This window comes from Viridibacillus arvi (genome assembly GCF_001274945.1).
Taxonomy (GTDB): domain Bacteria; phylum Bacillota; class Bacilli; order Bacillales_A; family Planococcaceae; genus Viridibacillus; species Viridibacillus arvi.
In genome coordinates, this window is sequence record NZ_LILB01000005.1 from 1,683,584 (window position 1) to 1,698,162 (window position 14,579).

Sequence of the window (14,579 nt, forward strand, 5' to 3'; positions counted from 1 at the left end):
CGCTCGTTTCTTTAATTTCTTGTTTCTTCATTACAATTATTACCACAACACTATCAACTGTATTCACTTGGCATCAATATTCAACTGGTGGGTACATTCTCAAACCATTTTCGTCTATTACATTAATATGTTTCGGAACTTTCAGAATAACATAAGTAGAACCATCAGCACCGATATTTTTATCAAAATCAAATGGGTCAAAACCTCTGTTAGCAAATGGGAAAAGACCAATTTCATCTGTGAAAAGATTACCTTCGAATGTATATGAATCAGGATTTTCAAAATTTAATGTATGCTCATCTGACCAGCTAATCATAGTTGGTTTAACTTTCTCTGAAAAATCCATATTGCTCAGGATATTCCGTGTTTTATAGACCTTACCTTCAATTTGCTGTTTTCGATTATCAGTCCAATGAACAATTACTTGTTCATTAATATATTCGTCAGGAGATACTTGTTTTAAGTACAATTCTCCCCCTTTTAAAATATACGTCCACTTATCTACTAAATATTTTTCGTCTTCCTCGGTTAGCTTATTTGCTAAAGCATTTTGTTCGAAAACTTTATTTAACTTGAGCTGTTTTTTCGCCTTTTCATCTGTTAAATATAAAGAATTTGATGATGTAAGAGCTGGATATAAAGCTACGGATGCAACGAGTAATACAATATATATACCTATGATTATTTTCGTAGGACGTTTGGTTAACTGGAAATGTTTCGCTTTTTTGAAAATAAAACGAACTACTATAATCGTAATTAGCAAATAGATAATAAACGGCATCATTGTTATAAACCATAAACTCATGTTCCCTTCACCTCCATACGAGAACCGATGACATTTGCTATGAATAAGCAAAAAGTGATGATAACAATATTAAAAATGGCAAATGGAAAAAAGGTTGGATTTTGCTCGTAAAAATAATTAACGATGAACATGCTAAGTTTCGAACTATTATAACCAATAAAAAGCGCGATAAATACTAAGATAAAAAGCTTCGAAATTTGTATCAGTGTTCCGATTAAATATCCGATAGCTGCAATAACCATACTCACTATAAAAACAGCAACTGTATTGATAAAGAACACTTTCGGCTCATTAAAGATAGTCATACCTTCAACAAATTCTTTCTTAGTAAATAAAATTAATATGGCATATAAAAGATAATTTGATAACATAATTGTAAAAGTTAAAAATGCGCTCATATATATTAAAATAATAATATCCGTTATGCTATTGATCTTCGGAGTTCGTATATAAGGCAATATTTCACGACGTGTTTCCTTTCGTGTTAATGTGATTGCTACATAGAATATCCAGAGTGCAGAAAGCATGAAAAGTCCAGCAGGTGAATAAATAATAAATTTTAACGAGAAATTTACTGATCCCCTCCCCATCGAGCCAGAACCACTAAACGCGAAAAGTATCATACCTATTATTTGTAATACAATTAAATAGACAAGCATGTCAGCATGGACAGTAAGCTTCAACTTTATTTGATTCTTGATAGCCTTCGTCGTCAAAGTCATTACGATTCCCCCTTCTTACAAACTTATTTATAGATGCGTAGTCCTTCGTCCGACCACACTTTTATATTTTTAGGGACAGTAATAAGTAAATAATACGGACCTGCATATTCCCACTCTTTTATCTTTACTACTGTCGACTCATTTTTCCTACTATCCTCATTATTAAATGCGATTATATCAGTCGCATCACTCACTGAGACAAAAGATAACTTTTTGTTTGGTGGATTTTTAACAACCAATGTTGTTGCATCTTCCCATGTTATTATTGGTTCGTTTAATGTATCTACAATATTGATATTTACTGAATCAAAATTTCTTAAATGTATTTCTTCGACAAAATAATTTTTCCGGTATAATTTCCCGGTTATTTGATTACTTAATGCATCTGATTGTTGTACTATGATACCTACTTGAGAGCCTTCTTCTGGATTCATCATCTTCAAAAATATTTCTTTTTCTTTAATCTCACGAGACCATTCATTAACTAAAAATTTCTCATCAAATTCTGCAGTTTTATTCTCGAATAGTGCATTGTACAGCATTTGGTTTTCTAAACTTAACTTTTTTTGCATTTTATCTGTTAGTATTGTCACCTCTGTTTTTGGCAAAACAAGATAAATGATTGGTGCAATAATAAGAACAGTAGTATAAAACGCGATAAAAATTTTAAGTGGCCTTTGATTTAATCTCATATGTTTAGACATTGATTTTATAAATAACACCACTATAAAAATAATTAAAAGTAGAAATAGGATTGAAAGTATACCAAAGTTAGTCATCCCTTCACCTCCAAATTCCCCGCCAAAAATGTTGCTACTATAAAGCAAGAAGCACTCAATATAATCATCACACCCATAAATGAGAACAAACCAAATTGGGCAATCTTAATAGTACCTAGTAGAATCTCTTGACCAAATGATGTAAACAACATTGAAAAGAATACAGCTACGATTATAAACAACACTTTTTTAGATTTCTGAGCTATCATACCTAAAAAATAACCGACTGCAGCAAAACATAAAATGAAGAATATAAAAGCCACTAAATTTTCTATAAATACTTCTGGTGCACTGAACATATTTTCATCAGATAGCATATGCTTATTCGATTTCAACAAGATTACTATTCGTACAACATAATTAGATAGCATTGCCGTAATACCCGCGTAAACTGCCAACGCTACCAATACAACTACATCGCCTATACTGCTCATAATACGTGTCGAAACAAATGGCATTATATCTGCACGTTGATCATGGCGTGTCATAAGTAACCCTACATAAAACGCCCATAAATTGGATAGAAAAATCAAAACAGTTGGTGTATACATCTCAGCATTGATATCAATAAAACTTGAGACAGACGACATCCCTGTTGGACCCATAAGTGACATTAGTATGCCAACAATTTGCACCATGATTAAGTATACGATCATCCCTAAATAAGCATGGAGTTTAAATTTCACTTGAACCTGTAGCGTCTCTGCAAAGGTTTTATTCGTTAAAGACATCGTCAATATCCCCCGTTCGTGAGTTCGTTAAATACAAGCAAAGGTCATTTGCAGATACAGGCATAAATGCAATTCCTTCTTGCAGTAGTTGCTGTTCATTAAACGTGCAATCCTGTGCTTTTAGAACGGTGTACATCTGATTACTAACTACTTGCTTTTCATGTAATACTTCAAGTCCAGCTGTCCACCTCTTTATTGCTTCTGTTGGTCCTAGCAAACCTACTGCATACTCACGCAGCTCATCTAAAGATTTATGCAAAGCCACTTTTCCTTCATCAAGAAGTAAAATATCTTCAAGTAAATGCTCCATTTCATCAAGGAAGTGACTCGAAATAATTATCGTTCTTGGATAAGCCAGATAATCTTTTAATAATGCACGATAAACGTCCTTGCGAACTGCTTCATCCATACCATTGATCGGCTCATCGAATAACGTCACATCACAGCGTGTAGCTAAACCAAATATAAAATTGAAGGTATTTTTCATCCCTTTTGATAAATCCGAATGATAGGATTGTGGGTTTAAACGGAAGTATTGTAGTAAACGAGCTGCTAGCTCTGCATCCCATTTCCCGTAAAATTCGGTTGCATAGTTCAGAATGTCTTGTAGATTAAATGAACCAGGGAATTGCATTTGATCATTGATGAGAATGCTATTTGCTGAAACAAAGAGGTTATTGAACGGTGTTTTATCAAAGACTGTAACTGTGCCCGAAGTTTGCTTCGTAAAACCAGCTAAAATACGCAACAATGTTGTTTTTCCCGTCCCATTGCGGCCAACTAGTCCAGTAATCTTCTCATCCTCAATTTGGAAAGTAATATTTTGTAAGGCCTTCTTTTTACGGAATTTCTTTTCTATATTTTCGCATTGGATAACCGACATTATTTTCCCTCCTCTTTACTACTCGCTCGTTTTATTAAAGTGATTAACTCATCCTCTGATACCATGAGGCGCTTCGCTTCTAACACAATCTCTTGGATCATTAATGTTAGTCGTTCATTACGTCGTTTCTCTAAAATCATTTTCTTCGCTTCTGCTGTTACAAACATGCCAAGCCCCCTCTTCTTGTACACTATTTGTTCTTCCAAAAGTAAGGTTAAGCCTTTACCAGCCGTTGCTGGATTGATGTTGAATAGTTCTGCCAACTGGTATTGAGAGTACACTTTATCATCCGTCTTTAAATGGTCCGCAATGATTTCATTTTCAAGCCACTCAGCTATTTGTACATAAATCGGCTTTGTGCCATCACTATTTAATTGCAAATCGAAGCCCTCCTTCCTTCAATGCTCATCAGTACATTACTGTTGTAATGTACTATACTGGATTATTTAGGTAAAGTAAACAAGTATTTGTAAAAATAAAAAAAGACCCGTCATTATGACGAGTCTTACTTAATCGAAATAAATATATTAATATCGAGCTTTTCTTAATAGTTTTTCAATCTCTTTGTAGCCCAGCTTTTCTGCATGCTCAAGTGGTGTGACACCATCTCTATCAGCAAGGTTTGGATTAGCTCCATGCTCTAACAAAATACGAACAGTTTCTTGTTGTTTTTTACCGCCATCGCCTAAGATAATTGCTTCTAATAATGCCGTCCACCCAAGGTTATTAATATGATTCACATCACTATTTGTTTCTGTTAATAAAAATTTCACAACATCAACATAGCCGTGCTCAGAAGCTGGAATTAAAGCAATACCACCATAGCGATTGGTAATTTTAGGATCCGCACCGGCTTTTGTAGTTAGCTTTAAAATATCCAAATAACCTTCTGCTCCTGCATATAAAAATGGCGAGTTTTGCATATCATCTTGAATATTTACATCGGCTCCTGCTTCAATTAGAAATTTCGCCGATTTCACGTCGTTATTATATGTCGCAATCATTAGCGCTGTGCGTCCTTTACTATCTTGTGTATTAATATCTTGTTCAGATTTCAGCGCTTTTTTTACAGCATTACTATCTTGTTTCTCAACAGCTTCAAATAATGACATCTGTACCCCTACTTTCTTAACTGTCACATAACCTGCAAACGCTAACCCTAATGATACAGCCGCAAAAATTGCTTTATTACGCATTCCCATATGATTTCACCATTCCTCTTTGTGAAACTATTTTTCCAAATTAGTATGCCAAACCGACACGTGAGTGTTTAAATTCATTTTGGAATAATTCCTTATAAACGAAGTGAGCGGTGTCACCAACTGTAATTTTCTCACCGTTTAGTGGTAGCATATTTCTTTCTGTACGATATACACCAATAGCTGATCCATCAGGTAAATAGGTTGGACAAGCAATTGTCCAATCTAAATCCGATGCTTCTAATGCACGAAATGCTTTCGCATGTTCCTCTGCCGCAAAAGTAAGCTTTCGTTTAGATTCAGATGATTGGAAGCGTAGTTTTCCTCTTTCAGCGCGGCTATCTAAAATGCCGGCTGTACCGATTGTGACGATTCTTTTTACATTTAGTTGCTCCATCGCCCTAATAATATTTGGGACGCCTTCTGATAATGTTGTCGATTTGTCCGTACCAATGGCACTTATTACTGCATCTGCCTGCTCCATAGCTTGGACAGTATCTTCAAAATTTTTAACATCACCTTTAATCTTTTGGAGATTTGGATGTGCTGGCAATTTTTCTAGTGAACGTACGAGTACCTTAACTTCATGCCCTTCAGCTAAGGTACGTTGTAATACTTCATTTCCTACGCGTCCGGTTGCACCGAAGATTGTGATTTTCATATGGTAAGGCTCCCTTTTTGATAATTGGTGATTTATGAGATGGTTTATTATTTTTTCGTCTTCTTTATAGTTTAGCATTGTTTGTTTTGTTCGAAATAATAGAATGCTCTACGATGGGGAATTTTATTTGTGTAAATTAGACAAGAGATTTAGGGGTTAGTATACTATTTTTAACAATCTATAGGAGGGCTTACATGCAAATATTAGATAATTATATTCAAGCTACAAATACGCACGATTTTAAACAAGTAAAAAAATTGTTACATCCTAATGCTGTATATTTCTTCTCAGACCAGACTTGCACATGTCACGAAGAAATCCAACAATACTTTGAAAATGCTTGGTCAATAGTAAAGAATGAAAATTACGAAGCACATGATGTTGTATGGTTAGATCAAAAAGAAAGCTCTGCAACTTGTATTTATACATATTTCTATGAGGGATATATTAATGATGAGTATTTATGTGGCAAAGGAAGAGCCACTAATATTTTTGTAAAAGAAGCGGATAAATGGCTTCTAGTTCATGAGCATTTAAGCTCTTAAAAGTAATGATCAATAAGATACTTTCTAAGAAACATAAATTAACCCGTATACGAAGATTTCCATACATTCGTATACGGGTTTTGGAGAGTTAGTATAGAAATAAACATAGTTTCCCTATTAATTTTCTATATTTTCTATATTGTCTCTAAGTATCATACCAATGTTTCTTCACATAAACTCCAGATAACACGGTTATAATGCTTTAAGAGGTGATATAGTGAGAAACTATCAAATTCTTGTAGTAGAGGATGACAAAGAAATTCAAGAGTTAATAAAACAATTTTTAATGACACAAAACTATATTGTTGAAACTGCATCAGATGGATTAGAAGGAATGAGAAAATTTAATAAGCAATCCTATGATTTAATTCTTTTGGATGTGATGATGCCAAACCTTAGGGGATTTGAAATGGCACAAATGATACGAGAACAGTCTAATGTACCAATTATTATGCTAACCGCATTAGAAGAAGAACAACATCAAATGAAAGGCTTTGATATTGGAATCGATGATTATATTACTAAACCTTTTTCTTTCCATGTTCTGATTAGACGAGTCGAAGCAGTACTGAGAAGAAGCTATGATCAAAGTACGGATAATCATTTAGTATTTAAAGAAGTCCATGTTGATTGTGATGCATATAAAGTATATGTTAATGAGGTTGAAATACTATTAACTACAAAAGAATTCGAAATTCTGCAACTACTACTTCAAAATGAAAAAAAAGTACTTACAAGAGAGCGAATTATAGAAAAGGCTTGGGGCTACGAATATTGTAGTGAAACACGTATTATCGATACACATATTAAAAACATACGAAAAAAATTGGATATACCTTATATTAAAACAGTAAAAGGCATTGGTTACAAAATAGATGAATAAAATATTAAAAATCACAAAGATGAATCGAATTACTTATAAACTCTTTTGGATTACTTCACTTATTTTGTTAGCCTTTGCATTAGTTATGTATCTAACTTTATACTTCTTTCTACCTGCGTTTTATGAACAGTATAAAACAGATCAACTTCAAACAGGAATAGAAGAAATAATTGATAAATCCAAGGATCTTACTTTTCAAAATGCAATACCGCTTCTTGATAAATATGCACAAAAAAATAACGCAATAATCTACCTTCAAGATCAAGAAGGAAGAATTATTTATTCTCCTACTTTTTCCTTTACCGGTAGTAATAGTAAAGGTGTAGCAGTAACGCCAGCTACTACTAAAGGTCCATTGGAGAATTCAGACAACCTTTCTAATTCGTATAATGCTACCATACCTATTCAATTCCTAAACGTTAACTTAACACTTGTGGTGTTCGCAACATTTCAACCTATTAATGAAGCTTCACAGGTATTGGCCCTTTTCCTTCCTTATATTAGTATTATTGTGATTGTTATTGGTTTAGGTAGTGCTTATTTATATTCACGATTCATCACAAAACCTCTCATTTATATTAATCAAGGAGCACAAAAGATGGCGAACTTGGATTTCTCTGAAAAGATCGAGGTTCGATCCAATGATGAGCTAGCGGAATTATCCAATAGCTTAAATGATATGTCAGTTAATTTACAACATACTATGCATGATTTAAAGAAAGCAAATCAACAGTTAAAAAGCGATATTGAAAAAGAAAGAAAAATAGAACAAAAACGCAGGGAATTTTTCTCAATAGTAGCACATGAATTAAAAACTCCTCTCACCGTCATGAAAGGATACTTAGAAGGAATGATTTATAATATTGGCCCGTATCAAAATCGTGACCAATACTTAAAGAAGAATCACCAAATTATCGAAAGTATGGAACAACTTGTTCGCGAGATTTTAAGCATGTCAAAATTAGAGCAACATACTTTTAAACTACAATTGGAAGAAGTAAATCTTTCGGAATTAATTAATACAATCACAAAAGATCTTGAATTTTTTGCTTCTCAAAAAGACATTCAAATGATAAAACAAATTGGTTCTCACCATCTTATTTATACAGACCGGGTTCTTTTAGAAAAAGCCTGCAAAAATATTGTTCATAATGCAATTATGTACTCACCTCATGGAGAGAAAGTATATATAACTTTAACTGCGGACTCAAAACAACACATTCAAATTAAAGTCATTAATACAGGTATTAAAATTAAAGAAGAGGATTTACAGCAAATTTTCGAACCGTTTTATAGAATCGAAAAATCACGAAATCGAAATACTGGTGGAAGTGGCTTAGGGTTATATATTGTAAAACAAGTTTTTGAAACCCTCTCTATTACCTATTCTTTAAATAACACTGAACATGGCGTACAATTTTTAGTTACCATTCCTTTATCCACAAAGTGAACAACAAAATAGTTTAGATTTTAGTTTTGAAAGAAATTTCTATAATTTTTTTCAAAAGATCATTTTTAAGAAGAAGAAAAAATCCATTTTGAAAGAGATAATTCAAAATGGATTTTTCTATGTAAAATTGCTGACTAGTTTACATGGTTTTTTTCTTTTTTTATAGCGTTACCGTCATATTTTTTAGCTTTTAATACTCGTTTTCCCTATAATTGTTTAAGTACTAAATTTCTTTTTTCTAGATACAACGCTTTATCTGATTGCTTGGCCACTTCTTGGGAATGAGTAACGACAATGATACATTTATTTTCTTTATGAGCAAGTTCTTTAAATAGGTCGATAATTTCCATAGAAGTTTCTTGATCTAGATTTCCAGTTGGTTCATCAGCAATTAATAAATCTACGTTACAAGATAGTGCGCGAGCAATCGCTACACGCTGTTGCTGACCACCGCTAAGCTGTAATACTTTTCTTTTTGCTTCTACTTCTGTTAATCCTACCTTACTTAATAACTCAAGTGCTCTTTCTTTTTTGTCTTTTACATCGACCCCTGTAATCTCCATCGCGGTGACTACATTTTGAAGAGCAGTCATATACGTTATAAGATTATAAGATTGAAAGATAATCGAAACATGTTTGTTTCGATAAGTATCTAGACCTATCTTCCGTATATCTCTTCCGTTGTATAATACATAACCACCTTTTGGAACATCTAATCCACTTGCTAAACTAAGGGTAGTTGTTTTCCCGGATCCTGATGGTCCTAAAATGGTATATAAGCAGCCAGTTTGAAACGAGAAGTTTACATTATCTAAAATATTGATTTTTTTATTATTGCTGTGATAGCAATAATTTAGATTTTTGAATTGTAATATAGTATCCATGTCTATCCCTCTATTCGTCTTTTAATAAAATGTCTTTTGGATTCAATCGAAGAATCGATAATGCCGGAAGAAGTGTTGCTAAAATTGCAATTAATAGACCGAACCCACCTAAATTCAAAATATCTTGTGATGTTACACTTACATCAATATTATCAATAGGATCTACATCTTTACCTAGATCGCCATCCATCGCACTCGTAATCATCACCGCTTTTCCTTGTTCCTCTGGATTATTTTCTTGCTCTTCAGAAGCCGTAATTTCTTTCTGTAATAAACTGTCTCCCATTTTTTGAGAAACTGCCCCACCCGTAAATATAGAAAGGCTAAATGCTAAAACAGCTATACATAATACTTCTACTAAGAGTTGACCTATTAATTTCCCTTTCTTCTCACCAATCGCCAGTAAGATACCTAACTCCTTCCGACGTTCTTTTATAGTCAACATTATGATAAGACCAAGAATAATTGATCCAGTGATTGAAACCATATATTCAATCCATTTTGAAGTGGTTGCCATGTTTTCAATAGGGCCGATCATTTTTTTATATAAGGCATCATGAGCATCTAGTTTAAATAGGTCAAAATCAATGTTTGTTTTCTTCCCCAGTGCTTTAAAAGCATCGATATGATCTGGATCATTTAAGTAATAAATGGCTTTATCAATAGGTGTGCCCTTCATATTCTTATTTCCAGAAAATTCTTTTAACGATTCGCACGAAACATATATTTTGTTAGATTGCTTCAAGAACGCTATTGGCATGTTTTGGCCAGTTGTATCGGATGCTTCATAAATCCCTATTATTTCTACCTTTATTTTCGATTTTCCATCGTCTGTTTTGATCTTCACCTTATCACCAACCTTTAGCTTGTTTTGTTCAGCTAACTGTTTTTCAATCAAGGCTACTTTCTTACCTTTATCTTCTGCTGTTATGGTACGTCCCTCAATGATTTTCTCCGTTCCTTCTGTAAATCCTTTCAATAAATCAGAGCTTCTCACGCCGACCAATGATATATTTGGCATTTCTCTATCATTTTGGCCTCCACCAACGAAACTAACCGAGCCTTCATTTTCATTTTCATCAACCTCAATGGGAGTAAAGCCATCCGCTAAACCATAAGCTTCTTTTATATAGTTGAAATTTTTTACATAGGGTGATTTAGCAAACTTATCTGCTTCCTTTGTAGAAATTTCTGGAAGATTTATTTTTTCATTTGGATTTTCTTCATACTGTTTTTCTATATGTTTTTGAACCTTTTCTTGATCTAATCCTAGCGTTACGTCAACGCCCAACTTTTTTCTAGCAAGATCACTCGCTGTCTCTGTGACATTTTGCATGGCGAAACCTGCTAAGGTTAAATTAGCAACGACTAAAAATACAGTAAATAGGATAAGGGATTTCCCCTTTCTTGCTCTTACACTTAAAAATGCTCGTTTAATAAAATTCATTTCCATAACCTCCTTGATATCTAAAATATATAGCACTTGTCTGGAGCTAGTATGAAGTTATCTAGGAGTCTATCAATAGATATGAGGAAGTTTATGTGGAGAAGATGATATTATAATTTATGGTTTTACCAAACGTGATAAAATATGTTTAGCTATAAAAGAGCTGTCCCAAAGTCGATAAAAACCTACTTTGGGACAGCTCTTTTGTATTTTTTATAATTCCTTTTTCAAATAGTAATGCTGATAGTCTCTGCCAACATTATCAATGCTACCAAATACCTCATAGCCATGCTTTTCATAAAAGCCTAATGCCTGAAAGCTTAGTGTATCTACTTTGATAAAATCACATTTTGTTTCTATTGCAATCTTTTCTATTTCTAATAGAAGTTTTGTACCATATCCATATTCACGTAAATCTTCATCAACGATTAATGAATGTATTTCTAACCAATTCCAACACACTTGACCTATAATGCCACCTCGAACGTTGCCGTGTTCATCTTTAAGAAAAATACTAATCTCTTGATACCTGCCTCTTAAATCTACTGGGAAGTGAGCCAAATTATATTTATATAGCTGGTCATTTATATAATCGTGACTACTTTTATTTTTTTCTTTAATAATTTGCATCTCCATATACAATTCCTCCTTTTTCGGTTTCATATACTTGTTCTTGATAGATCGGCAAATACCTGCTTTAATTTGCTTATAAAAATTTCATTTTATTAAGCTTTTGTTTGTATAAGGTTTATTGCAAACTCTTAAAAGCCAAATCAACTACAAAAGAATTAGCCATCGAGCGCCGATAAACCACGTTAACTAAATGGCTATTTCATCCTATTTATCACAATTATTATTTCCTAATTATTTTCCCTTCATTTTTTTATAAATATCTAAATTTGCGCTAAGGACGTTAACTTTATCCTCTCCAAAAACATTAAATGTGCGACTATCAGTATTTGCTTTTACAATGTCATTCACTTCGTCTTCAGAGAGACCGCTTGCTTGTGCTATGCGTTTTATTTGGATTTTTGCAGACTCGACACTGATATGTGGGTCAAGTCCCGATCCAGATGCCGTAACTAAATCAGCTGGAATTTGTTCACGTTGTACCCCTGGGTTCGCTTTTAGAAATGTTTCAATATCTGCTTCCATTCGTTTTTTCAGCTCAGGATTAGACGGTGCATAGTTAAAGGTACCTGAACTGACGCCATTATAATTTGTCTCCCCCTTAGCATTTGGTACAAGATCTTCTTTTGTATAAACGTTGTAATTGATAGCTGAAACACGCCCCCAGAAAAATTCAGGTGAAGTAAAAGCCTGCCCCAATTTATCCGAGCCTATCATTTTGCCATCCATCTCAATTAAACTGCCGTTCGCCTCATGATTGAATAACACTTGTGCCATTCCAGTGACAGCAAATGGGTAAAGTAAGCCACACAATACAAACATTAATAATGTAACCTTCAGCGCTTGTTTAGAATCGCTAAAAAATGCTTTCATGTTATCCCTCCTATAAACCCATTAAATTCAATATTGGTCCGCTCATTAAATCGATTAGTTTAATACCTATAAAGGGTGCGATAATACCGCCTAGCCCATAAACTAGCAAGTTTCTTCTTAATAATTTCGAGGCACTCATTGGCTCATACTTCACTCCCCTCATTGCTATTGGGATTAAGAGAGGTATAATAACAGCGTTAAAGATTAGTGCTGAAATGATTGCACTTGTTGGTGAATTTAACTGCATAATATTTAGAGCACTCATTTCCGGAACTGCAACCATTAGCATAGCGGGTATGATAGCGAAATATTTTGCTACGTCATTTGCAATACTGAACGTCGTTAATGCACCTCTAGTCATGAGTAATTGCTTCCCTATTTCAACAACTTCAATAATTTTTGTAGGATTAGAATCTAGATCAACCATATTTGCTGCTTCTTTCGCAGCATTCGTACCCGAGTTCATAGCTAACCCCACATTCGCTTGTGCCAAAGCGGGTGCATCGTTCGTGCCATCACCTGTCATAGCGACAATCTTCCCTTGAGATTGTTCATCCTTAATCACCTTGATTTTATCTTCAGGTTTGCTTTCAGCAATAAAGCTATCCACTCCAGATTCTTTTGCTATTGTAGCTGCAGTGAGTGGATTGTCACCTGTACACATGATGGTTTTAATCCCCATTGAACGAAGTTTTTCAAAACGCTCTTTTAAACCAGGCTTTACGATATCTTTGAGATATATAACGCCAAGAATCTTTTCATTCTTCATTACTACTAATGGTGTACCACCTAAAGATGATACTTGATGAACTAGACTTTCTAGATCCTTCGGTACTTCATAACCAGCATTTACACTCTTATTTTTTATCGAATCATAAGCACCTTTACGTATTTTCGTTCCATCCTTCATGTCTAGACCACTCATGCGAGTATATGCTGAAAATGCAATATGTTCGCTCGTATCAATGATCTTCTTTTCATCAGTACTATCCACATCTAATTGACTTGCAAGAGCTAAAATAGATTTCCCTTCAGGCGTATCATCTGTCAATGAACTTAACCATGCCGCACGTATTAATTCTTTCTTCCCAACACCTTGGATAGGTAAAAATTCGGAAGCAAAACGATTTCCATAAGTGATAGTACCTGTTTTATCTAAAATCAATGTATCCACGTCACCGCATGATTCCACAGCTTTTCCTGACATAGCAATCACATTAAACTGCGTTACACGATCCATGCCTGCGATTCCAATTGCCGATAACAACCCTCCAATTGTTGTTGGGATTAAACAGACGATTAAAGCAACAAGTGTGGCGATTGGAATATGCACTTGTAGATAAGTAGTCATAGGATAAAGTGTAACAACAACAAGTAAAAAGATGATCGTTAAACTGACTAATAACGTATTTAGGGCAATTTCATTCGGTGTTTTTTTTCGACTAGCCCCTTCAATAAGAGCAATCATTTTATCTAAGAATGATTCCCCAGGAAGTGAGGTGATTTCGATTTCCAGCCAATCACTCGTCACCGTTGTTCCACCTGTAACTGATGAAAAGTCTCCTCCTCGTTCTTTCACAACCGGCGCTGATTCGCCAGTGATTGCAGATTCATCAACTGTTGCAATTCCATCAATTACTTCCCCGTCATTTGGGATAACTTCTCCTGCCTGAACTAAGACAATATCACCTTTCTTAAGTTCATCGGCTTGTTTTTTGACCTGCGTTCCATCAGCAAGTAAAACGCAAGCCTCTGTCACTGTTTTTGTTTTCTTAAGTGACTGAACTTGCGCTTTTCCACGCCCTTCTGCAATGGATTCAGCGAAATTCGCAAATAAGATTGTAATGAACAAGATGAAAGCTACTATCGCATTATAAAGTCGGGCCGACTCTTCTGTGACATCACCCATCATATTCGGGAAAATGGTTAACAAAACGACAAAAACAAAACCTACTTCCACTACGAACATAACCGGATTTTTTATCATATATAAAGGATTTAATTTTTTAAATGCGCCTAAAATTGAACTCTTCATAATATCACGATTTATAAAACTCTTTTTCGTTACGGTTTCCATTTATGTCTCT

16 protein-coding genes are annotated in these 14,579 nt (G+C 34.2%); 3 read left to right on the forward strand and 13 right to left on the reverse strand.

The features are described from left to right. Positions 1-73: 73 nt before the first annotated feature. The 8 genes from AMD00_RS17205 to AMD00_RS17240 all read right to left on the reverse strand — a co-directional run bounded on the left by AMD00_RS17205 (position 74) and on the right by AMD00_RS17240 (position 5,780). Positions 74-805 carry a hypothetical protein gene (locus tag AMD00_RS17205; protein WP_053418209.1) on the reverse strand — a complete coding sequence of 244 codons (732 nt, stop codon included), beginning with the start codon at positions 803-805 and terminating at the stop codon, positions 74-76. After that, positions 802-1,527 (reverse strand): hypothetical protein, encoded by a 726-nt coding sequence (locus AMD00_RS17210; RefSeq protein WP_053418210.1) that lies wholly within the window; start codon positions 1,525-1,527, stop codon positions 802-804. The genes AMD00_RS17205 and AMD00_RS17210 overlap by 4 nt, the downstream gene beginning before the upstream one ends. 23 nt (positions 1,528-1,550) lie before the next feature. Then, positions 1,551-2,306, reverse strand: a complete 756-nt coding sequence (locus tag AMD00_RS17215) for a hypothetical protein (protein ID WP_053418211.1) — start codon at positions 2,304-2,306, stop codon at positions 1,551-1,553. Further along, positions 2,303-3,037, reverse strand: coding sequence for a hypothetical protein (locus tag AMD00_RS17220; RefSeq protein ID WP_053418212.1), 735 nt, complete (start codon positions 3,035-3,037; stop codon positions 2,303-2,305). Before AMD00_RS17220 ends, AMD00_RS17215 begins: the two co-directional genes overlap by 4 nt. Next, positions 3,021-3,920 carry an ATP-binding cassette domain-containing protein gene (locus AMD00_RS17225; protein WP_053418213.1) on the reverse strand — a complete coding sequence of 300 codons (900 nt, stop codon included), beginning with the start codon at positions 3,918-3,920 and terminating at the stop codon, positions 3,021-3,023. Before AMD00_RS17225 ends, AMD00_RS17220 begins: the two co-directional genes overlap by 17 nt. Next, a complete protein-coding gene (locus tag AMD00_RS17230) occupies positions 3,920-4,300 on the reverse strand; it encodes a GntR family transcriptional regulator (RefSeq protein ID WP_053418214.1) in 381 nt (126 codons plus the stop codon). Before AMD00_RS17230 ends, AMD00_RS17225 begins: the two co-directional genes overlap by 1 nt. 147 nt (positions 4,301-4,447) lie before the next feature. Continuing rightward, positions 4,448-5,122, reverse strand: coding sequence for an ankyrin repeat domain-containing protein (locus tag AMD00_RS17235; RefSeq protein WP_083446266.1), 675 nt, complete (start codon positions 5,120-5,122; stop codon positions 4,448-4,450). A gap of 40 nt (positions 5,123-5,162) precedes the next feature. Continuing rightward, positions 5,163-5,780, reverse strand: a complete 618-nt coding sequence (locus AMD00_RS17240; protein WP_053418215.1) for an NAD(P)-dependent oxidoreductase — start codon at positions 5,778-5,780, stop codon at positions 5,163-5,165. A 194-nt stretch (positions 5,781-5,974) separates the two neighbouring features. Between AMD00_RS17240 and AMD00_RS17245 the strand changes: the two genes are divergently transcribed. The 3 genes from AMD00_RS17245 to AMD00_RS17255 all read left to right on the forward strand — a co-directional run bounded on the left by AMD00_RS17245 (position 5,975) and on the right by AMD00_RS17255 (position 8,658). Continuing rightward, entirely contained in the window at positions 5,975-6,325 is a 351-nt protein-coding gene (locus AMD00_RS17245) for a YybH family protein (protein WP_053418216.1), read from the forward strand. Between the two features lie 217 nt (positions 6,326-6,542). Beyond that, entirely contained in the window at positions 6,543-7,208 is a 666-nt protein-coding gene (locus AMD00_RS17250; protein WP_053418217.1) for a response regulator transcription factor, read from the forward strand. Then, positions 7,201-8,658, forward strand: a complete 1,458-nt coding sequence (locus tag AMD00_RS17255; RefSeq protein WP_053418218.1) for a sensor histidine kinase — start codon at positions 7,201-7,203, stop codon at positions 8,656-8,658. Before AMD00_RS17250 ends, AMD00_RS17255 begins: the two co-directional genes overlap by 8 nt. A gap of 206 nt (positions 8,659-8,864) precedes the next feature. On the opposite strand, the gene AMD00_RS17260 is transcribed toward AMD00_RS17255, so the two are convergent. From AMD00_RS17260 to kdpB, 5 genes are all read right to left on the reverse strand, one after another. Further along, the gene (locus AMD00_RS17260) at positions 8,865-9,542 is read right to left on the reverse strand and encodes an ABC transporter ATP-binding protein (RefSeq protein WP_053418219.1); all 678 of its coding nucleotides are present in this window, start codon (positions 9,540-9,542) and stop codon (positions 8,865-8,867) included. 10 nt (positions 9,543-9,552) lie between these two features. Then, positions 9,553-10,989, reverse strand: coding sequence for an ABC transporter permease (locus tag AMD00_RS17265; protein WP_053418220.1), 1,437 nt, complete (start codon positions 10,987-10,989; stop codon positions 9,553-9,555). A 213-nt stretch (positions 10,990-11,202) separates the two neighbouring features. Next, positions 11,203-11,625, reverse strand: coding sequence for a GNAT family N-acetyltransferase (locus tag AMD00_RS17270; protein ID WP_053418221.1), 423 nt, complete (start codon positions 11,623-11,625; stop codon positions 11,203-11,205). A 228-nt stretch (positions 11,626-11,853) separates the two neighbouring features. Continuing rightward, a complete protein-coding gene (kdpC, locus tag AMD00_RS17275; protein ID WP_053418222.1) occupies positions 11,854-12,492 on the reverse strand; it encodes a K(+)-transporting ATPase subunit C in 639 nt (212 codons plus the stop codon). 10 nt (positions 12,493-12,502) lie between these two features. Then, on the reverse strand, positions 12,503-14,569 hold the full coding sequence (gene kdpB / locus AMD00_RS17280; RefSeq protein WP_053418223.1) for a potassium-transporting ATPase subunit KdpB: 2,067 nt from the start codon (positions 14,567-14,569) through the stop codon (positions 12,503-12,505). Positions 14,570-14,579: the final 10 nt, after the last annotated feature.

Coding starts and splice junctions, on each gene's coding strand:
- AMD00_RS17235 (WP_083446266.1), bottom strand. CDS start 5,122: ATGGGAATGCGTAATAAAGCAATTTTTGCGGCTGTATCATTAGGGTTA.
- AMD00_RS17245 (WP_053418216.1), top strand. CDS start 5,975: ATGCAAATATTAGATAATTATATTCAAGCTACAAATACGCACGATTTT.
- AMD00_RS17270 (WP_053418221.1), bottom strand. CDS start 11,625: ATGGAGATGCAAATTATTAAAGAAAAAAATAAAAGTAGTCACGATTAT.
- AMD00_RS17205 (WP_053418209.1), bottom strand. CDS start 805: ATGAGTTTATGGTTTATAACAATGATGCCGTTTATTATCTATTTGCTA.
- AMD00_RS17220 (WP_053418212.1), bottom strand. CDS start 3,037: ATGTCTTTAACGAATAAAACCTTTGCAGAGACGCTACAGGTTCAAGTG.
- AMD00_RS17210 (WP_053418210.1), bottom strand. CDS start 1,527: ATGACTTTGACGACGAAGGCTATCAAGAATCAAATAAAGTTGAAGCTT.
- AMD00_RS17215 (WP_053418211.1), bottom strand. CDS start 2,306: ATGACTAACTTTGGTATACTTTCAATCCTATTTCTACTTTTAATTATT.
- AMD00_RS17255 (WP_053418218.1), top strand. CDS start 7,201: ATGAATAAAATATTAAAAATCACAAAGATGAATCGAATTACTTATAAA.
- AMD00_RS17225 (WP_053418213.1), bottom strand. CDS start 3,920: ATGTCGGTTATCCAATGCGAAAATATAGAAAAGAAATTCCGTAAAAAG.
- kdpC (WP_053418222.1), bottom strand. CDS start 12,492: ATGAAAGCATTTTTTAGCGATTCTAAACAAGCGCTGAAGGTTACATTA.
- AMD00_RS17260 (WP_053418219.1), bottom strand. CDS start 9,542: ATGGATACTATATTACAATTCAAAAATCTAAATTATTGCTATCACAGC.
- kdpB (WP_053418223.1), bottom strand. CDS start 14,569: ATGGAAACCGTAACGAAAAAGAGTTTTATAAATCGTGATATTATGAAG.
- AMD00_RS17265 (WP_053418220.1), bottom strand. CDS start 10,989: ATGAATTTTATTAAACGAGCATTTTTAAGTGTAAGAGCAAGAAAGGGG.
- AMD00_RS17240 (WP_053418215.1), bottom strand. CDS start 5,780: ATGAAAATCACAATCTTCGGTGCAACCGGACGCGTAGGAAATGAAGTA.